The 26,051-nt window shown below is 70.9% G+C and carries 24 protein-coding genes; 9 read left to right on the forward strand and 15 right to left on the reverse strand.

The window, feature by feature from the left end:
• Positions 1-7: 7 nt before the first annotated feature.
• Positions 8-538, forward strand: a complete 531-nt coding sequence (locus ACFYOB_RS18800) for a YcxB family protein (protein ID WP_388560945.1) — start codon at positions 8-10, stop codon at positions 536-538.
• A 6-nt stretch (positions 539-544) separates the two neighbouring features.
• On the opposite strand, the gene ACFYOB_RS18805 is transcribed toward ACFYOB_RS18800, so the two are convergent.
• The 4 genes from ACFYOB_RS18805 to ACFYOB_RS18820 are packed head-to-tail and all read right to left on the reverse strand — an operon-like array spanning position 545 to position 3,665.
• A complete protein-coding gene (locus ACFYOB_RS18805; RefSeq protein WP_388560946.1) occupies positions 545-973 on the reverse strand; it encodes a Fur family transcriptional regulator in 429 nt (142 codons plus the stop codon).
• A gap of 42 nt (positions 974-1,015) precedes the next feature.
• Positions 1,016-1,879: a metal ABC transporter permease gene (locus ACFYOB_RS18810; protein WP_388560947.1), complete on the reverse strand. Its 864-nt coding sequence runs from the start codon at positions 1,877-1,879 to the stop codon at positions 1,016-1,018.
• Positions 1,879-2,670, reverse strand: coding sequence for a metal ABC transporter ATP-binding protein (locus tag ACFYOB_RS18815; protein WP_388560948.1), 792 nt, complete (start codon positions 2,668-2,670; stop codon positions 1,879-1,881). Before ACFYOB_RS18815 ends, ACFYOB_RS18810 begins: the two co-directional genes overlap by 1 nt.
• Positions 2,671-2,696: 26 nt before the next feature.
• Complete coding sequence (locus tag ACFYOB_RS18820; protein ID WP_388560949.1) at positions 2,697-3,665, reverse strand: metal ABC transporter substrate-binding protein; 969 nt, start codon at positions 3,663-3,665, stop codon at positions 2,697-2,699.
• Positions 3,666-3,820: 155 nt separating this feature from the next.
• Here ACFYOB_RS18820 and ACFYOB_RS18825 point away from each other — a divergent pair, with 155 nt between their 5' ends.
• On the forward strand, positions 3,821-5,203 hold the full coding sequence (locus ACFYOB_RS18825) for a glycine--tRNA ligase (RefSeq protein ID WP_328925644.1): 1,383 nt from the start codon (positions 3,821-3,823) through the stop codon (positions 5,201-5,203).
• Positions 5,204-5,281: 78 nt separating this feature from the next.
• Here the strand turns inward: ACFYOB_RS18825 and ACFYOB_RS18830 are convergent, their stop codons facing one another.
• From ACFYOB_RS18830 to ACFYOB_RS18845, 4 genes are all read right to left on the reverse strand, one after another.
• Positions 5,282-5,986, reverse strand: coding sequence for a VC0807 family protein (locus ACFYOB_RS18830; protein WP_388560950.1), 705 nt, complete (start codon positions 5,984-5,986; stop codon positions 5,282-5,284).
• 141 nt (positions 5,987-6,127) lie between these two features.
• The gene (locus ACFYOB_RS18835) at positions 6,128-6,721 is read right to left on the reverse strand and encodes a TetR/AcrR family transcriptional regulator (protein WP_388560951.1); all 594 of its coding nucleotides are present in this window, start codon (positions 6,719-6,721) and stop codon (positions 6,128-6,130) included.
• A gap of 20 nt (positions 6,722-6,741) precedes the next feature.
• Positions 6,742-7,776, reverse strand: coding sequence for an aldo/keto reductase (locus tag ACFYOB_RS18840; RefSeq protein WP_388560952.1), 1,035 nt, complete (start codon positions 7,774-7,776; stop codon positions 6,742-6,744).
• Between the two features lie 62 nt (positions 7,777-7,838).
• The gene (locus ACFYOB_RS18845; RefSeq protein ID WP_388560953.1) at positions 7,839-8,183 is read right to left on the reverse strand and encodes a DoxX family protein; all 345 of its coding nucleotides are present in this window, start codon (positions 8,181-8,183) and stop codon (positions 7,839-7,841) included.
• Between the two features lie 91 nt (positions 8,184-8,274).
• Here ACFYOB_RS18845 and ACFYOB_RS18850 point away from each other — a divergent pair, with 91 nt between their 5' ends.
• On the forward strand, positions 8,275-8,730 hold the full coding sequence (locus tag ACFYOB_RS18850) for a MarR family winged helix-turn-helix transcriptional regulator (RefSeq protein WP_388560954.1): 456 nt from the start codon (positions 8,275-8,277) through the stop codon (positions 8,728-8,730).
• Between the two features lie 477 nt (positions 8,731-9,207).
• Here the strand turns inward: ACFYOB_RS18850 and ACFYOB_RS18855 are convergent, their stop codons facing one another.
• From ACFYOB_RS18855 to ACFYOB_RS18865, 3 genes are all read right to left on the reverse strand, one after another.
• Positions 9,208-10,110, reverse strand: a complete 903-nt coding sequence (locus ACFYOB_RS18855; protein ID WP_388560955.1) for an RNA polymerase sigma-70 factor — start codon at positions 10,108-10,110, stop codon at positions 9,208-9,210.
• Positions 10,107-10,667: a carboxymuconolactone decarboxylase family protein gene (locus ACFYOB_RS18860; RefSeq protein ID WP_388560956.1), complete on the reverse strand. Its 561-nt coding sequence runs from the start codon at positions 10,665-10,667 to the stop codon at positions 10,107-10,109. The genes ACFYOB_RS18855 and ACFYOB_RS18860 overlap by 4 nt, the downstream gene beginning before the upstream one ends.
• 144 nt (positions 10,668-10,811) lie before the next feature.
• Positions 10,812-12,257 (reverse strand): MFS transporter, encoded by a 1,446-nt coding sequence (locus tag ACFYOB_RS18865; RefSeq protein WP_388560957.1) that lies wholly within the window; start codon positions 12,255-12,257, stop codon positions 10,812-10,814.
• 34 nt (positions 12,258-12,291) lie between these two features.
• Between ACFYOB_RS18865 and dusB the strand changes: the two genes are divergently transcribed.
• The 3 genes from dusB to ACFYOB_RS18880 all read left to right on the forward strand — a co-directional run bounded on the left by dusB (position 12,292) and on the right by ACFYOB_RS18880 (position 17,965).
• Positions 12,292-13,452, forward strand: coding sequence for a tRNA dihydrouridine synthase DusB (gene dusB, locus ACFYOB_RS18870; RefSeq protein ID WP_328925635.1), 1,161 nt, complete (start codon positions 12,292-12,294; stop codon positions 13,450-13,452).
• A gap of 364 nt (positions 13,453-13,816) precedes the next feature.
• Positions 13,817-16,525, forward strand: coding sequence for a pyruvate, phosphate dikinase (ppdK, locus tag ACFYOB_RS18875; protein WP_388560958.1), 2,709 nt, complete (start codon positions 13,817-13,819; stop codon positions 16,523-16,525).
• Positions 16,526-16,912: 387 nt separating this feature from the next.
• Positions 16,913-17,965 (forward strand): ArsR/SmtB family transcription factor, encoded by a 1,053-nt coding sequence (locus ACFYOB_RS18880; protein WP_388560959.1) that lies wholly within the window; start codon positions 16,913-16,915, stop codon positions 17,963-17,965.
• 83 nt (positions 17,966-18,048) lie between these two features.
• Here the strand turns inward: ACFYOB_RS18880 and ACFYOB_RS18885 are convergent, their stop codons facing one another.
• Positions 18,049-19,209 carry an alkaline phosphatase PhoX gene (locus ACFYOB_RS18885; RefSeq protein WP_388560960.1) on the reverse strand — a complete coding sequence of 387 codons (1,161 nt, stop codon included), beginning with the start codon at positions 19,207-19,209 and terminating at the stop codon, positions 18,049-18,051.
• Between the two features lie 161 nt (positions 19,210-19,370).
• Here ACFYOB_RS18885 and ACFYOB_RS18890 point away from each other — a divergent pair, with 161 nt between their 5' ends.
• Positions 19,371-19,838 carry a group III truncated hemoglobin gene (locus ACFYOB_RS18890; RefSeq protein WP_388560961.1) on the forward strand — a complete coding sequence of 156 codons (468 nt, stop codon included), beginning with the start codon at positions 19,371-19,373 and terminating at the stop codon, positions 19,836-19,838.
• 112 nt (positions 19,839-19,950) lie between these two features.
• Positions 19,951-20,358 carry a VOC family protein gene (locus ACFYOB_RS18895; RefSeq protein ID WP_388560962.1) on the forward strand — a complete coding sequence of 136 codons (408 nt, stop codon included), beginning with the start codon at positions 19,951-19,953 and terminating at the stop codon, positions 20,356-20,358.
• 16 nt (positions 20,359-20,374) lie between these two features.
• On the opposite strand, the gene nirD is transcribed toward ACFYOB_RS18895, so the two are convergent.
• From nirD to ACFYOB_RS18910, 3 genes are read right to left on the reverse strand one after another with little or no spacing between them, the layout of a single operon-like run.
• Positions 20,375-20,707 carry a nitrite reductase small subunit NirD gene (gene nirD, locus ACFYOB_RS18900; protein ID WP_388560963.1) on the reverse strand — a complete coding sequence of 111 codons (333 nt, stop codon included), beginning with the start codon at positions 20,705-20,707 and terminating at the stop codon, positions 20,375-20,377.
• Positions 20,704-23,226: a nitrite reductase large subunit NirB gene (gene nirB, locus ACFYOB_RS18905; protein WP_388560964.1), complete on the reverse strand. Its 2,523-nt coding sequence runs from the start codon at positions 23,224-23,226 to the stop codon at positions 20,704-20,706. Before nirB ends, nirD begins: the two co-directional genes overlap by 4 nt.
• A gap of 1 nt (position 23,227) precedes the next feature.
• A complete protein-coding gene (locus ACFYOB_RS18910) occupies positions 23,228-24,457 on the reverse strand; it encodes an NAD(P)/FAD-dependent oxidoreductase (protein WP_388560965.1) in 1,230 nt (409 codons plus the stop codon).
• A gap of 157 nt (positions 24,458-24,614) precedes the next feature.
• Between ACFYOB_RS18910 and ACFYOB_RS18915 the strand changes: the two genes are divergently transcribed.
• Positions 24,615-25,910: a ferric reductase-like transmembrane domain-containing protein gene (locus ACFYOB_RS18915; protein ID WP_388560966.1), complete on the forward strand. Its 1,296-nt coding sequence runs from the start codon at positions 24,615-24,617 to the stop codon at positions 25,908-25,910.
• The last annotated feature ends 141 nt before the right edge of the window (positions 25,911-26,051 follow it).

The raw sequence follows: 26,051 nt of genomic DNA on the forward strand, positions 1-26,051 counted from the left end.
CGCTGTCATGGACATGAACGACGTGCAGATGGTGGAGCTCGGCTACCAGCTGACCAAGGCGGACATGGCGCAGGCGCTCCGGGCCCGTGACAGGTACACGGCCGCGGGGCGCCGCAGGCTGTGGCTGTTCCGCGGGGTCGGGACGCTGGCGCTGCTCCTCGGCGTGCCGTCGGTGTTCGCGTCGGAGCCCGTCATCGACAAGCCGGCCGCCCTCGTGATCATGGGGGTGCTGATGTGGACGCTCGCGCTCTTCGGCCACCAGCTCACGGCGCGGGGCTTCGGCGGGCTGCTGGCGAGGGCGGGGCGGACCCGGACCGTCATCGACGACTCCGGGTTCGAGGTGGCGACACAGGCCTCGACGACACGCATGGGCTGGACCGTCCACCGGACGTACGCGGAGACGGCGGACTCGTTCGTGCTGCTCAGTGAGGGCAAGGGGGCGGTGGCCATCATGATCCTGCCCAAGCGGGGTGCCCGGAACCCGGCCGATGTCGACCGGGTACGGGCGATCCTGGACCGGAACCTGAAGCGGCTCTAGGCGGGGTCAGGCGGCGGCCGCGCACTCCGCGCAGGTGCCGAAGATCTCCACCGTGTGGGCCACGTTCACGTAGCCGTGCTCGGCCGCGATGGACTCCGCCCACTTCTCCACGGCCGGGCCCTCCACCTCCACCGCCTTGCCGCACTTGCGGCAGACCAGGTGGTGGTGGTGGTCCCCGGTGGAGCAGCGCCGGTAGACGGACTCGCCGTCGCTGGTGCGCAGCACGTCGACCTCGCCGGCGTCCGCGAGCGACTGGAGGGTGCGGTAGACGGTGGTCAGGCCCACGGAATCGCCACGGTGCTTGAGCATGTCGTGGAGCTCCTGGGCGCTGCGGAACTCGTCCACCTCGTCCAGCGCCGCCGCCACGGCGGCCCGCTGCCGGGTGGATCGTCCTCGTACTGGCGCGGTATTCGTCTCGCCAGGCGCAGTCGCCACCGGTTCCTCCTCGTATAGGCCTGCGGCCATTGTGCCAGCCCGCTAGACCTTCACATCGTCGCGCGTGCAGACCTCTTCGACCGCCAGGGCGGCTTTGGCCCGGCGGCGGGCCAGGGGGGCGGAGAGGGCGGTCAGCGCCATGAAGACGCCGATCGCGAGCAGCACGATCGTCGCGCCCGAGGGCACGTTGATGTAGTAGGTGGCCGCCGTGCCGGTCAGGGAGACGGTCACGCTGATGGCCATGGCCAGGCCTAGCGTGGCGGCGAAGCTGCGGGTGAGCCGCTGGGCGGCGGCGACCGGGATCACCAGCATCGCGCTGACCAGCAGCAGGCCGACGATGCGCATGGCGACGGTGACGGTGACCGCGGCGGTGACCGCGATCAGCAGGTTCAGGGCGCGCACGGGCAGGCCGGTGACCCGGGCGAACTCCTCGTCCTGGCAGACGGCGAAGAGCTGCCTGCGCAGGCCGATCGCGACGGCGACGACGAACGCGGCGAGGATCGCCATCGCGGTCACGTCCTCGGCGGCGACGGTGGTGATCGAACCGAACATGGAGCCCAGGAGGCTGGCCGTCTGGCCGCCGCCGAGGTTGATGATCATCACACCGCCGGCGAGGCCGCCGTAGAAGAGCATGGCGAGGGCGACGTCCCCGCTGGTCCGGCCGCGGGCGCGGATCAGCTCCATGCCGACGGCGCCGACGACGGCGACGAGGGTCGCCATCCAGACCGGGCTGGTCTGGAGCACGAAGCCGAGGGCGACACCGGTCATGGCGACGTGGCCGAGGCCGTCGCCCATGAGCGCCTGGCGGCGCTGGACGAGGTACGTGCCGATGGCGGGCGCCGTGATGCCGACCAGGGCGGCCGCGATCAGCGCTCGCTGCATGAAGGCGTAGTCGAGGATGTCCATCAGCTCAGCAGTCCCGTCCGCAGGGGCTCGGCGTCGTGCGCCGCGTGGGGGTGTACGTGGTCGTGGCCGGGCAGGGCGTGCTGGCCCACGGCCTCCGGCGGCGGGCCGTCGTGGACGACGCAGCCGTCGCGCAGCACGACGGCACGGTCGATCAGGGGCTCCAGCGGGCCCAGCTCGTGCAGGACGAGCAGGACGGTGGAGCCGGCGGCGACCTGGGCGCGCAGGGCGCTCGCCAGGACCTCCTGGTTGGCGAGGTCCACGCCCGCCATCGGCTCGTCCATGATCAGCAGTTCGGGTTCGACGGCGAGCGCCCGGGCTATGAGGACGCGCTGGTGCTGGCCGCCGGAGAGGGCGTCCACGGAGACGTCGGCGTGCGAGTCCATGCCGACCAGGGCCAGGGCGTGCTCGATGGCCTCCTTGTCGGCCTTGCGCAGGAGGCCGAAGCGGGAGCGGGCGAGCCGGCCGGAGGAGACGACCTCGCGGACGGTGGCCGGGACGCCGCCGGCGGCGGTGGTGCGCTGCGGGACGTACCCGATGCGCGACCAGTCGCGGAAGCGCTTGAAGTCGGTGCCGAAGAGGCTGAGGGAGCCGTCGGTCAGTGGGACCTGGCCGACGACGGCGCGCACGGCCGTGGACTTGCCGGAACCGTTGGCGCCGAGCAGCGCGACGACCTCGCCGCGGTGGACGGTGAGGTCGATGCCGCGCAGTACGGGGCGCGAGCCGAGCGAGGCCGTGGCCCCGCGCAGGGATATGACGGCCTGGTCATCTGCCTGTCGGGGCGTGGACTGCATGGCTGGCGCCTCCGTTGCTGCTGTCATCACTTGCTACCGAGTGCCTTCTGGAGGTTCTTCAGGTTGGACCGCATGACCTCGAAGTAGTCAGCGCCCTGGGACTTGTCGGTGATTCCCTCGAGCGGGTCGAGGACGTCGGTCGTCAGGCCGGTGTCCTTCGCGAGGGTCTTGGCCGTCTTGTCGCTGGCCAGGGTCTCGAAGAACACGGTGGTGACATTGTCCTTCTTCGCGATCTCCTGGATCTCCTTGACCCGGGCGGGGCTCGGCTCGGCCTCCGGGTCGACGCCGGAGATGCCCTCCTGGTCCAGGCCGTAGCGCTCGGCGAGGTAGCCGAAGGCGGAGTGGGTGGTGATGAAGGTCCTGGTGGCCGTGTTCGTCAGGCCGTCCTTGAACTCGGTGTCGAGCCCGGTCAGCTTGCCCACCAGCTCGTCGGTGTTCTTCTTGTAGTCGGCGGCGTGGCCGGGGTCGGCCTTCTCCAGGGCCGCGCCGACGCCCTTGGCGACCTCCGCGTACTTGGCGGGGTCGAGCCAGATGTGCGGGTCCGCGCCGGCCTCGCCGTGGCCGTGGCTGTCGCCGTGACCCGCCTCGCCCTCGTGGTCGTGGTCGTGGCCGGACGCGGCGTGGACCTCGAGCTCGGTGAGGGTCGCGGCGTCGACGACGTTCTTCACGCCGGACTGGGCGACTGCCTTGTCGACGGCGGGCTGGAGGGACTTGAGGTAGAGGATCACGTCGGCCTCGCCCAGCTGGCCGGTCTGCTTCGGGGTGATCTCCAGGTCGTGCGGTTCGACACCCGGCTTGGTCAGGGTGTCGACCTTCACGTGCTCCTTGCCGATCTGCGCGGCGAGGAACTGCATCGGGTAGAACGACGCCGTCACGTGGAGCTTGCCGTCCTTGCTGCCCGTGGCACTCGCTCCGGAACAGGCGGTGAGGGCCGTGGCGGCGAGGGCGACGGCTCCGGCGAGGGCGGCACTGGGTATGAGGCGTCGTACGTTCATGACATCCATTTTCATCAAAAATGGAAACGATTGTCAAAAACCCAGGTGGAGGGCCCCGGGCCCGGGCTGCGGAAGGGGAACCGACTTGAAAGCGGGGGTGCGGGCGCCGGTAACCTAAAGACTTCGCCGTTCGTCCTCGTAATGAAGAGAGCACCGTGGCCGCCGACAAGATCGACACCATCGTCAGCCTGAGCAAGCGCCGTGGCTTCGTTTTCCCGTGCAGTGACATCTACGGCGGTTCCAGGGCTGCCTGGGACTACGGTCCGCTGGGTGTCGAGCTCAAGGAGAACATCAAGCGCCAGTGGTGGAAGGCGATGGTCACCGGGCGTGAGGACATCGTCGGTCTCGACTCGTCCGTGATCCTGGCCCCCGAGGTCTGGGTGGCCTCCGGCCACGTCGCCACCTTCTCGGACCCGCTGACCGAGTGCACCGCCTGTCACAAGCGCCACCGCGCGGACCACCTTGAAGAGGCGTACGAGGCCAAGCACGGCCGTCTGCCCGAGAACGGTCTCGCCGACATCAACTGCCCCCACTGCGGTGTGAAGGGCCAGTTCACCGAGCCCAAGCAGTTCTCCGGCATGCTGGAGACCCACCTCGGCCCGAGCCAGGACACCGCCTCCAAGGCGTACCTGCGCCCCGAGACCGCCCAGGGCATCTTCACCAACTTCGCCATGGTGCAGACCACCTCGCGCAAGAAGCCCCCGTTCGGCATCGCGCAGATGGGCAAGTCCTTCCGGAACGAGATCACTCCGGGCAACTTCATCTTCCGCACGCGCGAGTTCGAGCAGATGGAGATGGAGTTCTTCGTCAAGCCGGGCGAAGACGAGCAGTGGCAGGAGTACTGGATGGCCGAGCGGTGGAACTGGTACCGCGACCTCGGCATCCGCGAGGAGAACATCCGCTGGTACGAGCACCCGAAGGAGAAGCTGTCCCACTACTCGAAGCGCACCGCCGACATCGAGTACCGCTTCAACTTCGGTGGCAACGAGTTCTCCGAGCTCGAAGGCGTGGCCAACCGCACCGACTTCGACCTCAAGGCCCACTCCGCCGCCTCCGGCCAGGACCTCACCTACTTCGACCAGGAGGCCGGTGAGCGCTACACCCCGTACGTCATCGAGCCGGCGGCCGGTGTGAACCGCGCCATGCTCGCCTTCATGCTCGACGCGTACATCGAGGACGAGGCCCCCAACGCCAAGGGCGTCATGGAGAAGCGCACCGTGATGCGCCTCGACCCGCGCCTGGCCCCGATCAAGGTCGCCGTCCTGCCGCTGTCCCGCAACCCGCAGCTGTCGCCGAAGGCCAAGGGCCTCGCCGCCGACCTGCGCAAGAACTGGAACATCGAGTTCGACGACGCGGGCGCCATCGGCCGCCGTTACCGCCGCCAGGACGAGATCGGTACGCCGTTCTGCGTCACCGTCGACTTCGACACCCTGGACGACAACGCGGTGACCGTGCGCGAGCGCGACACCATGAAGCAGGAGCGCGTCTCCCTGGACCAGATCCAGAGCTACCTCGGCAGCCGCCTGCTCGGCTGCTAGGTTCCGCCGCTCGGAAGGCCGGGGGCCCCGGTGCGCTCGCTGCCCCCCGGGCCACCGGCCTTTCACGTGTGCTCCGTCTCAGGCGGCCGAAGCCTCGGCTGCCGCCGCGGCGGCAGCGCGGCGCTCGCCCTCCGCCTGGGACCGCTTGCCGTACATGGCGGTCCACACGCCCAGAGCGCCGAGCACTCCGTAGATCATGATCGGGCTGAGGGTCACCATGGTCTTGGTGCTCAGCGCGTACGCCAAGGCGATGCGGACGACGGCCTCGATGACGTACGCGATGCCCCAGACCAGCGTCATCCGGGTCATCGTGGTCCGGAAGCCCTCGTACTGCCACAGGCCGTTCCACCAGGCCGTGCTCTCCGGGGTGCCGTCGGTGGCGAACTTGCGGCCGAAGTAGAACATCAACGGGCGCGGTGCGAGCAGCGTGGCCAGGCAGAGCAGCCCGAACAGCCCGGTCACGCCCGAATCCTTGATGAGCAGGGCGCGGGCCGACTGAGCGCCGATGAGCGAGACGGCGGCCGTGATGACGATGAACACCAGGGTGACGATGGCGAACTCGTCGAGCTTGCGCCGCCAGGCCACGCTGATGGCGGTGTCCAGCACCGGCCAGGCGCTGCTGAGCAGCAGCGCCGAGAACTCGCTCCAGCCGTGGTCGTCGACGAGCGTGTTGTACGTGATGATCGGCGCCACGACATTGAGGCCGATGGTCAGGATCCAGCCGATGGCGGTTGCGGCCCCTGAGCGGGCGGGAGGTGCGGGTCGTGCTACTTGGGCGGACAAGGTTCCCCCTGGAACGTGCCTGATGAGTGCGGTAGGGGGACCGTAAGGACATCGAGATGGCATGTACAAGACGAACACGCCAAAATGATCATCAAGATGTTCGGACCGAGGGATTCCGGTTGAGCCGGGCCGGGCTCCGCGTCAGGCGCGCAGACCCCGGACGACCAGAGCGGTGACTGCTTCGAACTCCGTGAAGATCGTGGGCGAGAGCCAGTCGGCCGCGTACTGCGGGTCGTGGAAGCGGCCGGTGGCGTCGAAGACCGCGCGGGCGGCGGCCGGTACGTCGTCGGCGGCGAGCGTGCCCGCCGCGACGCCCTCGGCGATGATCCGGGCCAGCTGGCCGATCAGCTCGGTCAGGTGGGTCTCCACGATCCCGCTGTTCTCGGCGAGCAGCACGGTGTAGGTGGCGAACAGCTCCGGATCGTCACCGGCCTTGTGGCGCTTGGCCTCGAACAGTGCCCCCAGCCACGCCTCCAGCTTGGAGGGGGCGCTCTCGGCGGGCGCCGCGGCGATTTCCTCCAGCATGACGACGCTCTTGGCGAGCCAGCGGTCGGTGACGGCCTCGCGCAGCGCGGCCTTCGACGGAAAGTGCCGGTACACGCTGCCGTGGCTGACGCCCAGCGCGCGGGCCACGTCCACCACGGTCGCCTTGGTCGGGCCGAATCGGCGCAGCACCTCCTCGGTGGTTTCGAGGATGCGCTCGGGTGTCAGGGGCTCGGCAGCAGCGGGGGACATGGGACGACCGTACCGCCAGCTCAGTGCTCGCTGTCGAGGTGGGCCATCTGCGCCGCAGGGTAACGGTCACCGGCCGCGGCGCCCGCGGGTACGGCCTCCTCGATCGCGGCCAGGTCGGCGGCGCTGAGCGATATCTCCATGGCACCCAGTGCCTCGGCCAGTCGGTCCCGGCGCCGGGCACCCACCAACGGCACGATGTCCTCGCCGCGGGAGAGCACCCACGCGATGGCGGTCTGGGCCACGCTCACGCCCCTGCCCTCGGCGACCTTGCGCAGGGCGTCGACCAGATCGAGGTTCCGGTCGAGGTTGTCACCCTGGAAGCGGGGACTCATGCCGCGGAAGTCGCGCGGGCTCAGCCTGCGGTCCCGGGCGAAGTGGCCGCTGATCAGGCCGCGGGACAGCACTCCGTACGCCGTGATGCCTATGCCGAGCTCGCGGGCGGCCGGCAGGATCTCCTCCTCGATGCCGCGGGAGATGAGCGAGTACTCGATCTGGAGGTCGGCGATAGGGGCCACGGCGGCGGCCCGGCGCAGCGTGTCCGCGCCGACCTCGGAGAGGCCGATGTGGCGCACGTGCCCCGCCTCGACGGCCTCGGCGATGGCCCCGATGGTCTCCTCGATCGGGACGTCCGGGTCCACGCGGGCGATCCGGTAGATGTCGATGTGGTCCCGGCCGAGCCGCTGGAGCGAGTAGGCCAGGAAGTTCTTGACGGCCTCGGGTCGGCCGTCGTAGCCGGTGAAGCCGCCCTCCACCGTGCGCAGGGCGCCGAACTTGACGCTGGTCAGCGCCTGCTCGCGGGCCGCGGCGGGCGCGGTGCGAAGGGCTTCGTTGATCAGCAGTTCGTTGTGGCCCATGCCGTAGAAGTCGCCGGTGTCGAGCAGCGTGACGCCGGCGTCCAGGGCGGCGTGGATGGTGGCGACGGACTCCGCGCGGTCGGCCTCCCCGTACAGGGCGGACATCCCCATGCAGCCGAGGCCGAGCGGGAAGACGGACGGCCCGGTGGTCCCGAGGGTGCGGGTGGTGGCGGTGGCGGTGGCGTTCTCGTTCGTGGTCATGGAACGAGAATGGCATGACGGATGACAGATTTCAATATCTGTCACCCGTCAGTGTGGGGGTGCTACGAAAGGGCCCGCAGCACCAGGGCGGCGGCCGAGACCGCGGTCAGGGTGGCGGCCGGGGCGAGCTCGTAGTCCTTGGCGCGGAGGTGGGCGATGACCGCGCCGACGAAGTAGAGGGTCGCGCCGATGGCGGCGGCGATGCCGAGGGGGGTGATCCACAGGCCCGCGACCAGGCCGATCGCGCCCGCGGCCTTGAGGGTGGCCAGGCGTGGCAACCAGGAGTCCGGGACCTGGACCTTGCGCATGCTGGCGACGATCTGGTCGTTGCGCTGGAGCGTGAAGGTGGCGGAGGCGGTCAGGGCGAGGGCGAGGAGGCCGCCGACGACGGCGTAGGCGATGAACATGAGGGTCTCCAAGGGTTGGTAGTCCAGAATCATTGAACAGCCTCAACGATATTGCAAATGTAATCATTTCTCGATTGCTACGATGTGGACCATGACGGCAGATCAGGACACATCGCACCCTCCGCAGCGGCTGGGCCTGCTGCTGGCCTGGCACGGATCGGTCACCCAGGCCCGGATGAAGAAGGCGCTCAGCACGGCGGGGCTCACGCCGCGGCACGCGATGACGCTGATGCACTTGGAGGGCGGCCCCATCAGCCAGCGGGCGCTGGCCGAGCGGCTGGAGGTGGACCCGAGCGTGCTCGTCGGGATCCTTAACGACCTGGAGGGCGACGGCCTGGTCGAACGCCGGCGGGACCCGGCGGATCGCCGTCGCCACAACGTGGCCATCACCGTCGCGGGATCGACCGCACTGGGCAGGACGAACGCGGCGCTCGACGAGGTCGAGCAGGGCCTGTTCGCAGGCCTGTCGGCCGGTGACCAGGACGCGCTGCGCGCCCTGCTGGCGCGGATCGACACCCACGCGGACGACTTCGACTGCCAGGAGTAGCCCCCACGGTCCCCACCAGGGGCATCGGTCGGCCGATCCGACGGCTCGGCTGCGCGCCGGGACCGCGACCCCGAGACGGGCCGCGGCCCGAGAGGCTGTATTCGCCGGGGCCTGGGGCGCGCCGGAGCGGGAGGCTGCGCTGCGCGCCGGCCGGCGCGGACGGGAGCCTCGCGCACACGGCCGTGGCCGAGGAGGCCGCTCGGGCTGCGCCGGAGGGCGCGGGACCTGCCCGTGCCCGGGTCCGTCCGCAGGCGCCGACGGCTTGAGTCCGCTGCCGGGCGGGCCCGGCCCCCGCGGCGCCCCCGCGCCCGGGGTCGGGGAGGGGCCGGGGGCCGTGCCTGGACCGGCCGGGAGTAGGCCTCGCTCGAGTCGTCGGGCGGGGGATCCACCACCCAGCGTCTCCCGGCCCGGATCGGGGCGGGCGCGCCGGTTGCGGGCGTCCCGCCGCCACCGCGGTGTCTGCCTACGGCCGGGTACTCAGAGCAGGCGGGTGACCTGGGCGGTGCGGTCGGTGCGGATCTCTTGCAGTTCGGCCAGGTGGCGGAGCTTGTCGGGGTTGCGGATGACCCGGATCTCCGTGATCCGGCCGTTCTCAACCTCCACGCAGGCGACGCTGTCCGGCCGTCCGGCCGTGGTGAGCAGCAGGCCCGGCCGGCCGTTGACGTCGACGGCCATGAGGCGCGGGGTTTCCATCGGCTGGGCGAGCACGGCCGCGAGGAAGCGGGCCACGTTCTCGGCGCCGTGCAGCGGGCGCAAGGCCGCCTTGACCTTTCCGCCGCCGTCGTTCCATGCGGTGACGTCGGGGGCGAGCAGTTCCAGCATGCGGTTCAGGTCACCCCCGAGGCACGCGGCGAGAAACTCGTCGGTGACGTGGCGCCTCACCTCGGCCGGGGCCGCGTAGCGCGGCTGACGCGCTCGGACGTGTGACTTGGCCCGGGAGCCGACCTGGCGTACCGAGGTCTCGGTGCGGTCGAGCGTCTCGGCGATCTCCCGATACGAGAAGGCGAAGACCTCCTTGAGCACGAAGACCGCCCGCTCCAGCGGTGAGAGGCTCTCCAGAACCACCAGCACGGCGAGCGAGACCGACTCGGCGAGCTCCGTATCCCCGGTGGCGTCCGGCACGGTGACCAGCGGCTCGGGCAGCCAGGGGCCGACGTACTGCTCCCGCTTGACGGCCGCCGAACTCAGCCGGTTGAGCGCGAGGTTGGTGATCGTGCGCGCCAGGTAGCCGCCCGGGTTGGCGACCTGGGCGGACGCCTGGCTGCAGCGGAGCCAGGTGTCCTGGACCAGGTCCTCGGCGTCCGCGACGCTGCCGAGCATCTGGTAGGCGATGCCGAAGAGCATCGGTCGGTGCTGCTCGAAGACGGCGATCTCGATCACGTACGAGACGGTACCGCGCAGGCCTCGGAGAAGCCCTGGCTGGTCAGGCCGAAGGCGCTGTTGATCCGGGAGCGCCAATTCTCCAGGGCGACCGTGGCGGTGAGCTCCACGAAGGCGGCCTCGCCCAGCTGCCCCAGCAGCGCTTCAGCGAGTCCGTCGGTGACGTGGGGCTCGGTCTCGGTCATGGCCTCGGCGTACTCCATGACCTGCAGTTCCAGCTCGGTGAAGGCCTCGCGGTGGTCCCGCCACTGCGGTACCTGGGAGATCTTGTCGAGCGGCAGGCCGAGTTCGCTGCCTTCCCAGTGGCCGAAGTCCATGCACCAGGAGCAGTTGATCCGGGCCGCAGTGGCCATCACGGCGAGATGCCTCAGGGCAGGCTCCAGCGCGTTCCACTTGGCCACGGAGCGCTCCAGCTTGACGTACGTGAGCAGGACCTTCCGGTTGTGGCCGATCGCGAGCCCGGGGTCGAGCACCTTGCCGTACGTCCGCCGGGAGTACCAGGAGCCGACGCGGTTCAGCAGGGTGCGGGGCGGGGTGAGCGAGATGCGGGCGGTCATTTCGGGCCTCCAGGCTTCCGGCGGATGCGTCTGGAGGTACGACAGGACAGCTGCCGAGAACGTGACATCAGAGCCCCATTGCCGGGCGGTCTCGGTCCGTGCCGTGCCCTGCGCCGGCTGCGCTACGCGGCCCCGCCCCTGGGGTCAGGCCTCCGCTCGCGTGCGGGGGGTTGCCGGGTCCAGGGTGCGGGCCGTGCGGGCCGCCGTCGCGCGGGCCCAGGGGCCGCTCGTCGCCGCGCCCACAACCAGGACCAGCAGGCCGCAGGCCGTGATGATCCACCACGCCGGGCCCGTCGCCCCGGCGAAGTCGGAGCCGTTCGCCAGCCCGGCCGCCAGGACGGCGCCGACGATCGCGACGCCCAGCGTGCTGCCCGTCTGCCGGCTGGTGGAGGCGATGGCGGCCGCGACGCCCGCCTGGGAACGAGGCATCCCGGACACCGCCGTATTGGTGATCGGCGCGTTCACCATGCCGAAGCCGAGTCCGAACAGCACGTACCCGGTGAACATGAGCGGGGTGGACGTCTCGGCCTGGAAGGCGGCGAAGAGCAGCCCGCTCGCGGCCATCGCGACCCCCGCGACGAGCAGCGGAAGCCGCGGCCCCCTGCTGCCCACCAGCCGGCCCGAAATCGGTGCGACGAGCATGGTCAGCGCGGCCATGGGCAGCATGTAGAGCCCGGCGTGCAGCGCGTCCAGCCCCCGTACGTCCTGCAGGTACAGGGTGTTCAGGAAGAGGAACCCGGCCATCCCGGAGAAGGCGCTCACGGCGATCACCGTGGCCCCGCTGAAGGGCGCGCTCCGGAAGAACCGGAAATCGATCAGCGGCTCCTCGCGCCGGGGCTCGTAGATCAGCAGCCCCACCAGCGAGGCGAAGGCCACCAGGGCGCAGCCCATGATCAGCGGCGAGCGCCAGCCCGCCGACGGCGCCTCGATGATCCCGTACGTCAGAGTGCCCAGCAGCGCCATGACCAGCAGCTGGCCCACCGGGTCAGGGCGCCGGGCGCGCGCCGCGCGGGACTCGGGGACGTGGCGCAGGGTCAGCACGAGGGCCGCCAGCCCGATCGGCAGGTTCACCCAGAAGATCGAGCGCCAGCCCACGGAGTCCACCAGCAGACCGCCGATGAGGGGACCCGCCGCCATGGAGATGCCCGCGACCGCTCCCCACACGCCGATCGCCCGCGCCCGCTGGGCGGGATCGGTGAACGTGTTGGTGATGATCGACATCGCCACCGGGTTCAGCATCGCGCCGCCGACCGCCTGGACCATCCGGTAGGCGATGAGCCATTCGAGGCTGGGCGCGAGCGAGCACAGCAGGGATCCGGCGGTGAACAGCACCAGACCGGCGACGAACACCCTGCGGCGGCCGATCCGGTCGGCGGTCGAGCCCGCGAGCATGAGCAGCGAGGCCAGGACCAGGGTGTAGGCGTCGATCGTCCACTGCATCCCTGCGACCGAGGCGTCCAGATCCTCGCGCATGGACGGCAGCGCGACGTTCAGGACGGTGTTGTCGAGGCTGACGATCAGCAGGCTCATGCAGCAGACAGCCAGGACGATCATGCGCTGCCGGCGACTCGGCTGACTCGGCTCGATCATGCCGCCGATCGTACGTCTGCCCCACCGCCCCGGCATGCGGGACAATGGGCGGATGACCACGCTCCCTCCGCCTCTCGCGATCGGCCCCCACACCGTGCAGCCCCCGGTGGTGCTCGCGCCCATGGCCGGCATCACCAATGCCCCGTTCCGTACCCTCTGCCGGGAGTTCTCGGGCGGCAAGGGGCTGTTCGTGAGCGAGATGATCACGACCCGCGCCCTGGTCGAGCGCAACGAGAAGACCATGCAGCTGATCCACTTCGACGAGACCGAGAAGCCCCGCTCGATCCAGCTGTACGGAGTCGACCCCGCGACGGTCGGCAAGGCGGTCCGCATGATCGTCGAAGAGGACCGCGCCGACCACATCGACCTCAATTTCGGCTGCCCGGTCCCCAAGGTCACCCGCAAGGGCGGGGGCTCGGCCCTCCCGTACAAGCGGAACCTGTTGCGCGCGATCCTCCGCGAGGCCGTGGCCGGCGCCGGCGACCTGCCGGTGACCATGAAGATGCGCAAGGGCATCAACGACGACCACCTCACCTACCTCGACGCCGGCCGGATCGCCGTCGAGGAGGGCGTCACCGCGATCGCCCTGCACGGACGCACCACCGCCCAGCACTACGGCGGCACCGCCGACTGGGACGCCATCGCGCGGCTCAAGGAGCACGTGCCGGAGATCCCGGTGCTCGGCAACGGCGACATCTGGTGCGCCGAGGACGCGCTGCGCATGGTCCGCGAGACCGGCTGCGACGGCGTGGTCGTGGGACGCGGCTGCCTGGGCCGCCCCTGGCTGTTCAACGACCTGGTGGCGGCCTTCGAGGGCCGCCCCGAGGACTTCCACAAGCCCACCCTGCGCGAGGTCGCGGGCACCATGCACCGCCACGCGCAACTGCTCGGGGAGTGGATCGGCGACGAGGCGCGCGGGGTGATCGACTTCCGTAAGCACGTGGCCTGGTACCTCAAGGGGTTCTCGGTCGGGTCCGAGATGCGCAAGAAGCTTGCGGTCACCTCGTCCCTGGCCGAACTGGACGCTCATCTGAGCGAGCTTGATCTGGATCAGGCCTGGCCGGAGAGCGCGGACGGTCCGCGGGGTCGGACGTCCGGAAACAACCGAGTTGTCCTGCCGGACGGCTGGCTGAAGGACCCGTACGACTGCGCGGGCATCAGCGAGGAAGCCGAACTGGACACTTCCGGAGGCTGACAAATCGCCCTCCGTGTCGCGTGATATACGCCACGCATGGGAGAGGTTTCGCTCAGATGAGCGCGAAGATCACGGGTAAGACTTTCAAAGGGTGGCACTGGGTGCCACCCTTTGTGCGTTCAATACTTGAACGCAAATGGATCGATGATCGCTCATCCGAGCGTGATCAAGCCTCAAAACGCCCCTCGGCCTTCGGGATGTGAAAGCTGTTCCTCCGTTCTGATTACCCATGAGTTACTTTCGATCTGCTGGCGCACGGGTGGTTACAGCCGCATGACGACCAAGTGGACGTACCCAGAAGCCTTCGATCTGGGTATGTTCCTGGCCGTCAGGGCAGCCACCGAGCCTCGAGGAGTCGAGACCCGTGTCGGAAAACAAAGATCAGAAGTTCGTCTACGACTTCACCGAGGGCAACCGGGACCTCAAGGACCTCCTCGGCGGCAAGGGGGCCAACCTCGCCGAGATGACCAACCTTGGTCTCCCCGTCCCTCCCGGCTTCACCATCACCACCGAGGCCTGCAAGGTCTACCTCGAAAGCGGCTCGGCCCCCGCTGAGCTGCGCGACGAGGTCAGCGCCCACCTCGCGGCCCTCGAGGCGAAGATGGGCAAGAAGCTCGGCCAGTCGGACGACCCGCTGCTGGTCTCCGTGCGTTCCGGCGCCAAGTTCTCGATGCCCGGCATGATGGACACCGTCCTCAACATCGGCCTCTCCGACGAGTCCGTCACCGGTCTCGCCTCGCAGTCCGGTGACGAGCGCTTCGCGTGGGACTCGTACCGCCGCCTCATCCAGATGTTCGGCAAGACCGTCCTCGGCGTCGAGGGCGAGCTCTTCGAGGACGCCCTCGACGAGGCCAAGGCCGCCAAGAAGGTCACCGTCGACACCGACCTCGACGCCGCCGACCTGAAGAAGCTGGTCAAGGTCTTCAAGAAGATCGTGGCGAAGGAAGCCGGCCGCGAGTTCCCGCAGGCCGCCCGCGAGCAGATGGACCTCGCCGTCGAGGCGGTCTTCAACTCCTGGAACACCGACCGCGCCAAGCTCTACCGCCGCCAGGAGCGCATCCCCGGCGACCTGGGCACCGCCGTCAACATCTGTTCCATGGTCTTCGGCAACCTCGGCCCCGACTCCGGCACCGGCGTCGCCTTCACCCGCGACCCCGCCAGCGGCCACCAGGGCGTCTACGGCGACTACCTCCAGAACGCCCAGGGCGAGGACGTGGTCGCGGGTATCCGCAACACCGTGCCGCTCGCGGACCTGGAGGTCATCGACAAGGCCTCGTACGACCAGCTCATGACGATCATGGAGACGCTGGAGACCCACTACAAGGATCTCTGCGACATCGAGTTCACCATCGAGCGCGGCCAGCTGTGGATGCTGCAGACCCGCGTCGGCAAGCGCACCGCCGGTGCCGCCTTCCGCATCGCCACCCAGCTCGTGGACCAGGGCCTGATCGACGAGGCCGAGGCCCTCCAGCGCGTCACCGGCCACCAGCTCGCGCAGCTGATGTTCCCGCGCTTCGACGAGAACGCGAACACCACGCTGCTGGGCCGCGGCATCGCCGCCTCCCCGGGCGCGGCCGTCGGCAAGGCCGTCTTCGACTCGTACACGGCCGTCAAGTGGTCCCGCTCCGGCGAGAAGGTCATCCTGATCCGCCGCGAGACCAACCCGGACGACCTGGACGGCATGATCGCCTCCGAGGGCATCCTGACCTCGCGCGGCGGCAAGACCTCGCACGCGGCCGTCGTCGCCCGCGGCATGGGCAAGACCTGTGTCTGCGGCGCCGAGGAGCTCGACGTCGACACCAAGCGCCGCCGCATGACGGTCGGCGAGACGGTCATCGAAGAGGGCGACGTCGTCTCGATCGACGGCTCCACCGGCAAGGTCTACCTCGGTGAGGTACCCGTCGTACCGTCCCCGGTCGTCGAGTACTTCGAGGGCCGGATGCACGCCGGCGCCGACGACGCCAACGAGCTGGTCCAGGCCGTCCACCGGATCATGGCGTACGCGGACCGCGTCCGCCGCCTGCGGGTGCGCGCCAACGCCGACAACGCCGAGGACGCGCTGCGCGCCCGCCGGTTCGGCGCCCAGGGCATCGGCCTGTGCCGCACCGAGCACATGTTCCTCGGTGAGCGCCGCGAGATGGTCGAGCGCCTGATCCTCGCGGACACCGACGGCGAGCGCGAGGAGGCACTCAGTGCCCTCCTGCCGCTGCAGAAGAAGGACTTCGTCGAGCTGTTCGAGGCGATGGACGGCCTGCCCGTCACCGTCCGCCTGCTCGACCCGCCGCTGCACGAGTTCCTGCCCGACATCACCGAGCTGTCGGTGCGCGTCGCCCTCGCCGAGTCCCGCAAGGACGCCAACGAGAACGACCTGCGCCTGCTCCAGGCCGTGCACAAGCTGCACGAGCAGAACCCGATGCTGGGTCTGCGCGGTGTCCGCCTCGGCCTGGTCATCCCCGGCCTGTTCGCCATGCAGGTCCGGGCGATCGCCGAGGCCGCCGCCGAGCGCAAGAACGCCAAGGGCGACCCGCGCGCGGAGATCATGGTTCCGCTCGTGGGCACCGTCCAGGAGCTGGAGATCGTCCGCGAGGAGGCCGACGCGATCATCGCCGAGGTCGAGGCCGCCACCGGCACCAGCCTCAAGCTGTCCATCGGCACGATGATCGAGCTGCCGCGCGCCGCGCTGACCGCCGCCCAGATCGCCGAGGCCGCGCAGTTCTTCTCCTTCGGCACGAACGACCTGACCCAGACGGTGTGGGGCTTCTCCCGCGACGACGTCGAGGCCAGCTTCTTCACCGCGTACCTGGAGAAGGGGATCTTCGGGGTCTCGCCCTTCGAGACCATCGACAAGGACGGCGTCGGCACGCTGGTCCGCAGCGCCGTCGAGGCCGGCCGGGCCACCCGCCCCGACCTCAAGCTCGGCGTCTGCGGCGAGCACGGTGGCGACCCCGAGTCCGTCCACTTCTTCCACGAGGTCGGCCTCGACTACGTCTCCTGCTCGCCGTTCCGGATCCCGGTGGCGCGCCTGGAGGCCGGTCGCGCGGCCGCCGAGGCGAAGGGCAGCGACAGCCGCTGATCCCCGGCCCTGAGAAGGGCCTCACAGACCGCGCCTGCCCCCGGGTTCCCTGACGCCCTGGGGGCGGGCGCGCCTATTTTTTTGCTGTTCAACAAATCTTTACGCCAGCAGGCGGTGGACGGATCCCCACCCGTCCACCGCCGCTGTCATTCTGCCGGGCACGTCGGCGCTTCCCGGTGCGACCGACCGCCAGGCCCCGCAAAGCCCCCCACGGCCTTCGCGGAGCGTTTCGGTCGCATCGGAGTGTGCCCGGCGGAGTACAGGATTTCGGTTGTCACGCCCCTGCCGAAAGGGGTTTCAACTGTGGCCGAAAGGGCGTGGTGACCACGTGTGACTGCATGCATACTCATGGGGCGGGGGGATTGCGGTTGCACAGGTGGGGGTTCGGTGCTGCGTATCCATTTCACTGGAGTGGACCTGGCACGCGTACGGATGGCAGGGCGTCCCGATGCGTTGTGGGAGACGATTCTCAGCTTTCACCGCTTAAGAGACCGGCGTGATGCCCGGTTGTTCGGTGAATGGCGTACGGAAACCCGGAGCAGGTTGAATAGTGAAACACGCTTGATCGGTGCGCTCATACCGAGTCGCGGCTATTTCCCCGATTTCCTGACCCCTGTGGAGGGGCAGTACGGGTGGGACCTGGGCCTCGACGCCCTGCGTGCCATCCGCCCCGAGCGGATGCGCCGCGAGCTGGCGCTGCTGGGCGCGGGAACGGGCCTCGGGGCGGCCTTCGGGATGCCATCCGCCGTGAGCGGGGGCCCCGACACGACGGTCCCGCGGCGGCTGCGGGAGTTCATGGACGGCGGCACCGAGCAGCTGCCGAGGCTGCTCGGTGAGCTGCGCGGGTACCACCGGGCAGCCGTGGAGCCGTACTGGACGCACATCCAGGCCCAGATCGAGGCCGAGCGGGCCGCGCGCGGCCGGGCCCTGCTGGACGGGGGCGCGGACGAACTGCTGGCCTCGCTGCCGCCGATGCTGCGCTGGCGGGCCCCCGTACTGGAGTGCGACTACCCCGTGGACCGGGACGTGCGGCTGCGGGGGCGGGGGCTGCTGCTCCAGCCGTCCTTCTTCTGCCGGCGCACCGCGGTGACCCTGCACGACCCGGAGCTGCCGCCGGTGCTGGTCTATCCGGCCGCCGCGCACCTGGCCTCGGCGCCCGCGGGCGCCGAGTCGGCCCGGCCCATGGAGGAGCACCGCCAGCGCACCCTGGGCAAGCTCGTGGGGCACACCCGCTCGGTGGTGCTGCGGGCCATCGGCGACGGCGCCACCACCAGTGAACTGGCCCGCCGGGCCGGGGTCTCGCTGGCCTCCGCCAGCCAGCACGCCTGCGTGATGCGCGAGGCGGGGCTGGTCACCACGCTCCGCCACGGGAACGCGGTGCTGCACACGGTGACCCCGCTGGGCGCCGCGCTGCTCCGGGGCGGGGCCGTGGCCTCCTGAGGCGCGTGCGGCCCCGGCCCTGCGACGGGCCGGGGCCGCACGGGACGGACCCGTCGGACATCCGTCTATCCGTCAGGTATCCGTCAGGTGCGGAATGGGCCCGTCACCTCGTAGGTGATGCCGCCGGTCGAGCTGCCGCTCGTACCGCGCTGGCTGCTGAAGTAGAGGCGGGTGCCGTCGGGGGAGAACGCCGGGCCGGTGACCTCCGAGGAGGGCTGGCCGGTGATCCGCAGGAAGGGGGCGACCACGTCGTCCGGGGTGATCAGGCAGATCTCCATGTTGCCGCCGTCCTCGGCGACGTACAGGTCGCCGTACGAGGACCCCGTGACGTTGTCCACGCCGGTCAGCGGGGCCGCGCCGCCGGGCACGAGCGAGTCGTCGTAGGCCAGCTCGTACGTGCTGCTCGCCAGGTCGAGCTGCCAGACCCGGTTGTCGCCCTTGGTGGTGAACCAGACCGTGTCGTTGGCGTAGTGGCAGCCCTCGCCGCCGTTGAACTTCTTGGAGCCGGAGACCTGGGTGCGGGTGGTGGTCGGGGAGCCGTCCGGGTCCGGCACGTTCTGCCAGGTGAAGGACCCGGAGGTGGCGGTCCCGGCGACGAGTACCTGGAGGGTGCCGGAGGCGAGGTCGCCCCAGGTGGCCGGGATGAAGCGGTAGAAGCAGCCGCTGGTCTCGTCCTCGGTCAGGTAGATCACCTGGCGTACCGGGTCGGCTGCCGCCGCCTCGTGCTTGAAACGGCCCATCGCCGGGCGCTGGACGGCCGGGTTCACGCCGTAGGGATCGGTCTCGTAGACGAAGCCGAGGCTGACCTCCTCGCACGACAGCCAGGTGTTCCAGGGGGTCTTGCCGCCGGCGCAGTTCTGCCGGGTGTCGGAGAGGATCCGGTAGGAGCCGGTGATCGTGCCCGAGGAGTTGAACTTCACCGCGCTCGCGCCGCCGGAGGGATTGATCTCCGAGTTCGACACGTAGATCCAGCCCGTGCCGTCCGCGAAGCACGCGCCGCCGTCCGGGGCGCTGTGCCACTTGTAGGTGGTGGGTCCGACATTCTGGCCGGAGCGGGCGATCACCCGGCTGCTGAAGCCGGCGGGCAGCTGGATGCCGTTGGCGTCCGCCGCGCCGAGGGCGCCGTAGGGCCCGGCACCGGGCTGGGCGGGGGCGGCGTAGGCGGCCCCGTGCATCAAGGTGCCGCCGAAGGCGGCGGCCGACGAACCGATCACCGCGCCGCGCAGGAAGGTACGACGTTCCACGGTCACTCCTGGGGGAGGAGGGCCCCGCGGCCGATCGGGCGCGGGGTCGCACGCACCCGGGAACCTAGGGGCGCCGAATTTACGCGACATCAATTCCTCGTGACGTACAGCGGGACTTTCGGCCCCTGGAGAAGCCCGCCGTGGGGAAGGATGCTGGAACGATGAGCCAATTCGCCGCCGCCGGGGACATCTCGGGCCGCGCCGACCTCGACGTCGTGCTGCGCCGCTTCTACACGGCCGCCTTCGCGGATCCGCGGATCGGGCCCTTCTTCACGGAGATCGCGGGCACGGACCTGGAGGCCCACCTGCCCCGGATCACCGACTTCTGGGAGCGGGCCCTCTTCCGCAGCGCCGACTACCGGCGCGACGCCTTCGCGCCGCACGGCGCCCTGCACTCCGCCCGGGCGATGACCGCCGCGGACTTCGGACGCTGGGTGCAGCTGTGGCGCGCGACGATCGACGGCCGGCACCACGGGCCGAACGCCGAGCGCGCCAAGGAGCTGGGCGAGCGGATCGCGCTGGCCCTCCACAAGCGGCTGGCCGGTACGGACGCGGAGCTGCTGCGCGGCGAGGGCACGGCCGGCTTCGTACCGCTCGCGGCGCTGAAGCTGCGCTCGACAGCGGCCTGACCTGCGGTTTCGGGAAACTCAAAAAAACTCGCGCGGAAGCGATGAGTTCTTCGGGCCGCCCCGGTCTAACCCTCGAAAGCGCCGAAGTGCACACGAGAGAAGAGAGACCGAGATGTCCGCGACCATGATCTTCGTCAACCTGCCCGTCAAGGACCTGGACGCCAGCAAGGCCTTCTGGGGCAAGCTCGGCTACTCCTTCAACGCCCAGTTCACCGACGAGAACTGCGCCTCCATGGTCATCAGCGACACCATCGTGGCCATGCTGCTCACCGAGGCCCGCTACAAGGACTTCACCCACAAGGAGATCGCGGACGCCACCAAGACCTCCGAGGTCCTGCTCTGTCTGAGCGCCGAAAGCCGCGCCGCGGTGGACGAGCTGGTCGACGGGGCCCTGGCGGCCGGGGCCACCGAGCCCCGCCCGGCCCAGGACCACGGCGTCATGTACGGCCGGGCCTTCGACGACCTCGACGGTCACACCTGGGAGATCATGTGGATGGACCCGGCCATGGTCCAGGGCTGAGCGCCCGGCCCCACGGTCAGGAGGTCGCGGCGGTCCGCACCGGGTAGGTCCGGACCGCCACCTCCTCGTCGTCCAGGCAGCGCCCCGACTCCAGGTCGAAGCGCTGCTTCAGCAGCGGCGAGGCCACGAAGGACCGGCCCGCCACGGTTCCCAGCAGTCCCCGCGAGAGGACGTGCGCCCCGGTGAAAGGGTCCTGGTTGCCGATGGCGTACGTACGCCCCGCGCGGTCGACGAACACGGCGGCCTGGCTCCCGTCGGGCAGCAGGGCCGCCACCCCGCGCCCGGGGGTGAGCGCCGACAGCTCGCACACCGTCAGCCAGCCCTCCGCCACCTGCAGTTCCACGGTCATCGGACTCCTCCGATCGTCAGGACGGCCAGGTCGGGCTTGACCTGGTCGCGCTCGGGGACGAACTTCACGGTCGGGTCGGGGGCGCCGGGCGCGTTGACGAAGGACACGAACCGGCGCAGCCGCTCCGGGTCCTCCAGCGTCTCGGCCCACTCGTCCCGGTAGTGCGCCACGTGGTCGGCCATCAGGGACTCCAGCTCCGCGCACAGACCGAGCGAGTCGTGCACGATCACGTCCCGCAGGTGGTCCAGGCCCCCCTCCAGCCGCTCCAGCCAGCTGGAGGTCCGCTCCAGCCGGTCGGCGGTGCGGATGTAGAACATCAGGAACCGGTCGATCAGCCGGATCAGTTCCGCGTCCGACAGGTCCTGGGCCAGGAGGTCGGCGTGGCGCGGGGTGGCCCCGCCGTTGCCGCCCACGTAGAGGTTCCAGCCGCTCGCCGTCGCGATGACCCCGAAGTCCTTGCTCTGCGCCTCCGCGCACTCGCGGGTGCAGCCGGAAACCGCCGACTTGAGCTTGTGCGGGGCGCGCAGCCCCCGGTAGCGCAGCTCCAGGTCGATGGCCATCCGTACGCTGTCCTGCACTCCGTACCGGCACCAGGTCTGTCCCACGCAGGACTTCACCGTCCGCAGGGCCTTCCCGTACGCGTGCCCGGACTCGAATCCGGCGTCGACGAGCCGCGCCCAGATCCGGGGGAGCTGGTCCACGCTCGCGCCGAAGAGGTCGATCCGCTGACCGCCGGTGATCTTCGTGTAGAGGCCGAAGTCGCGGGCCACCTCGCCGATCACGATCAGCTTGTCGGGCGTGATCTCGCCGCCGGGGATGCGGGGGACGACCGAGTACGAGCCGTTGCGCTGCATGTTCGCGAGGAAGTGGTCGTTGGTGTCCTGGAGGGCGGCCTGCTCCCCGTCCAGGACGTAGCCGCTCGCGCCGAGGGTCGGGGCGAGCGAGGCGATGACCGAGCCGACGGCGGGCTTGCACACCTCGCAGCCGTCACCGCCGCGGGCCTCGGGGCGGCCGTGGCCGTCGAGGAGCTCCTGGTACGAGGTCAGGCGGCGGGTGCGGACGATCTCGTAGAGCTCGGCACGGGTGTACGGGAAGCAGCCGCACAGCCCCTTGTCGGCGGCGGCGGGCAGCAGCTGCCCGATCACCTTGAGGCAACCGCCGCAGCCGGTGCCCGCCTTGGTGCACTTCTTGACCTCGGGGAGGGTGGTGAAGGCCGTGATGGCCTTCTTGGTGACGTTGTGACAGGAGCAGATCACCGCGTGGTCGGGGAGCGAGGACGGGCCGAGCGCGACGGGCGCGCCGACACCGGCGGGCAGGACCAGCTGCTCGGGGGCGACCGGCGGGACGCTGCCGGTGAGCGGGCGCAGCAGGCCGTACGAGTCCGCGTCTCCGACCAGGACGCCGCCGAGGAGGATCCCGTCGGGGGAGACGACCAGCTTCTTGTAGACGCCGGAGCGGGAGTCGGACCAGACGACGTCCAGGCTGCCCTCGGTGGTGCCGTGGGCGTCGCCGAAGGAGGCCACGTCCACGCCGAGCAGCTTGAGCTTGGTGGAGAGGTCGGCTCCGGTGAACTCCTTCTCGCGGCCCAGCAGGTCCTCGGCGGCGGTCTCGGCCATCTCGTAGCCGGGGGCGACCAGCCCGTAGACGCGGCCGTCGCAGGCGAGGGCGCACTCGCCGATGGCGTAGACGTGCGGGTCCGAGGTGCGGCAGCGGGCGTCGACCGCGATGCCGCCGCGCTCGCCGACGTCCAGTCCGGCGTCGCGGGCCAGCTGGTCGCGGGGGCGGACACCCGCGGAGAAGACGACGAGGCCGGTGTCGACGGTGGAGCCGTCGGAGAGCCGCATCCCGCTGACCCGGCCGTCCTCGCCGGTCAGCACCTCCTGGGTGCCGACACCGGTGTGGACGGTGAGGCCCATGGACTCGATGGTGCGCAGGAGGGCGGCGCCGCCGCCCTCGTCGACCTGTACGGGCATCAGGCGCGGGGCGAACTCGACGACGCGGGTGGCGAGGCCGAGCCCCTGGAGGGCGCCGGCGGCTTCGAGGCCGAGGAGTCCGCCACCGACGACCGCGCCGCTGGTGTGGTCCTTCGCGTACTCCTCGATGGCGAGGAGGTCCTCGATGGTGCGGTAGACGAAGCAGCCGGGGGCGTCCTTGCCGGGGACGGGCGGCACGAAGGGGTAGCTGCCGGTGGCCAGGACCAGGACGTCGTACGGGAACACCTGCCCGGAACGGGAGGTCACGGTGCGGGCGGCCCGGTCGATGTGCTCGGCGGGGTCGTCGAGGTGGAGCTCGATGCCGTGCTCGGCCATGAAGCCGGGGGGCGTCATGGACAGGTCCTCGGCGGTGCTTCCGGAGAAGTACGAGGTCAGGTGTACGCGGTCGTAGGCGGGCCGGGGCTCCTCGCAGAGCACGGTGATCCGGTGGGTCCGGGTCGCGCCGCGTTCGGCCAAGGCCTCCAGGTAGCGCTGGCCGACCATGCCGTGCCCGATGAGCACGATCGCGGGCAGGGGCTCGGGCATGTCAGTGGCCTCCGTCGTCGGTGAGCAGGTGGAACAGGTCGTGCGGTGATTCGTCGCCCTCCCAGGTGCGGGCGAGGGCGCCCACGGTGGAGAGCTCGCCGAGCAGCACCCCGCCCACGAGGCGGTCGCCGCGGACGACGACCGTGCGGTAGGTCCGGCGGGTGGCGTCGGCGAGGCGGACCACGTCGTCGCCGGGGCGGGGGTTCGGTTCGCCGAAGGCGGCGAGGTCGAAGTGCGCGTCGGCTCCGCCGAGGGTGAGGCGGGTCAGGGCGCGGGTGCCGGTGTACTCCGTGGGGGAGCCGGTGAGGGTGGCGGCGAGGGCGTCGGCCTGCTCCAGCGCCGGGCCGGCCAGGCCGTACACCCGGCCGGCGTGCTCGGCGCAGTCGCCGATGGCGTGGATGCGGGGGTCGCTGGTGCGGAGCCGGCCGTCGACCACGATGCCGGTGCGGACGTCGAGGCCGGCGGCCTGGGCGAGGCCGATGCGGGGCCGCACGCCGCAGGCGAGCACGACGAGGTCGGCGTCGAGCCGGTAGCCGTCGGCGAGCTCGACCCCGGTGACCCTGCGAAGCCCCGGCAGCGGCGCCGCGGGCGTCGTGGTCAGTCCGCGGACCCGGCATTCCGTGTGGATCTCCACGCCGAGACCGGTCAGGTGGGCGTGCAGCAAGGCCGAGGCCTCCGCGTCCAGCTGCCGCTCCATCAGGCGCTCCGCCTGCTGGGCCATGACCACCTGCGCGCCCCGCGCGGCAAGCGCGCGGGCCGCCGAGACGCCCAGCAGGCCCCCGCCGATCACCACCGCCCGCACCCCGGGGCGTACCGCCGCCGAGAGGGCGAGGCAGTCGTCCATCGTGCGGAACGCGTGGACCCCTTCGGGCAGATCCCGCTCCCCGGGATCGAACAGGCCGCGCAGCGGAGGGAGTACCGGGTTGGACCCGGTCGCCAGTACCAGGGTGTCGTACGCCAGCGCCGCGCCGTCGTCGCAGTGCACCAGCCCGTCGGCCCGGTCGATGCGGACCGCCCGGACGCCCCGCCGCAGCGCCGGGCCGGGCGCCGGGAGGGCGGCCACCTCCGGCGCGTACCGGCCGGCCAGCACCTCGGCGAGCAGTACCCGGTTGTACGGGACATGCGACTCCTCGCCGAGTACGGTCACCTCCGCGCTGCCGCCCAGCCGCGCAGCGAGCCGCAGGCCCGCGAGGCCGCCGCCGATCACCACCACACGCTGCTCCGATGTCATGCCCCGAGCGTGCGCGACCGCTGTTTCCCCGCCGGATCGCTGTTGTTACCCGGCGGGAACGCCCACCTCAGCACCCGGGTTAAGCGCCCGTGAGGCTTTCCTCAAGGCGGGCTTAAGGATCATCACCGGCGCCGTACGGGCCCCTAGCGTGGCCCGCATGCGAGATGCGGCGGTGCGGGTCAGGGGCGGGATGCTGGGCGGGGCGGGGGTGGTGGTCCTGCTCTGGGCGGCGCAGGTGCGGCCCTCGGCCCGGCCCGACGCCCTGTTCGCCACCGCCGCCCACCTGACCGGCCTTCTCGCCGGGTACGGCGTGCTCGTGCTGCTGTTCCTGATGGCCCGGGTGCCCGCCGTCGAGCACGGGGTCGGCGCCGACCGGCTCGCCCGCTGGCACGCGTTCGGCGGCCGTCACGTGCTGCTCCTCTGCTTCGGGCACGGGCTCTTCGCCCTGCTCGGATACGCCGTGCACGAGGGCGTCGACGTGGTCTTCGCCGTCCGGGAGCTGCTCGGCTACCCCGCGCTCGCCGCCGCCGCTGCCGGGGCCGTCCTCCTGGCGGCGGTCGGTGTGACCTCCGCCCGCGCGGTACGCCGCCGCGTGCCGCACGAAACCTGGCGGGGGGTGCACCTGCTCGTCTACCTGGCCGCCGCCCTCGCCTTCGGCCATCAGCTCGCCGGGCCCGATCTGGCCCTCGCCGGCTGGTTCTGGGCCCTCGCCCACACCGCGGTCGCCGTCCTGCTCCTCTGGTACCGGGCCGTGGTCCCCGTAAGGCAGGCCCTGCGGCACGCACTGCGGGTCGCGGAGGTCAGGGCCGAGGGGCCCGGGGTGGTCTCCGTGGTCGTGTACGGGCAGCACCTCGCGGAACTGCGCGCGGAGCCGGGACAGTTCCTGCGCTGGCGGTTCCTGCAGCGGAGGCTGTGGCACACCGCCCTGCCGTTCTCGCTGTCCGCGCCGGTCCGCGGGAACACCCTGCGCATCACCGTCAAGGGGCTCGGCGGCCACTCCCGCCGGATCCGCCGGCTGCGCCCCGGCACGCGGGTCCTGGCCACCGGGCCCTTCGGGGCGCTCACTGCCGCCCGTCGGACGCGGACCAAGGTGCTGCTGATCGCGGGCGGGGTCGGGATCACGCCGATGCGGGCCCTGTTCGAGACGCTGCCCGGCGGCCCCGGGGACATCACCCTGCTCTACCGGGCCGGGGCCGAGGAACACCTTGTACTGCGCTCCGAGCTGGAGGCGATCGCCGCCGAGCGGCAGGCCGGGCTGCACTACCTGCTCGGGCCCTCCGGCGGCGCCTACGATCCGCTCGCCCCGCAGGCGCTGGCCGCACTGGTGCCGGACCTGGCCGAGCACGACGTGTACCTGTGCGGGCCGCCGGGCATGGCCGAGGCGACCCGGGCCGCGCTGCTGCGGGCCGGGGTGCCGACCGGACGCGTCCATTCCGAGTGCTTCAGCTTCTGACCTTCCGAGAGGACCCGCCCCGCCGTGCGTCACCCGCTGCACATCGCCCTGTCCGTGCCCACACCCGCACCGGCACCCGCACCCGCCCCCGCCGTGACGAACCGGGCCGCGGCCCGCCACCGCAAACCCTCCCCCGTGCGG

The sequence above is a fragment of the Streptomyces sp. NPDC006463 genome (assembly GCF_042870715.1).
GTDB lineage: Bacteria > Actinomycetota > Actinomycetes > Streptomycetales > Streptomycetaceae > Streptomyces.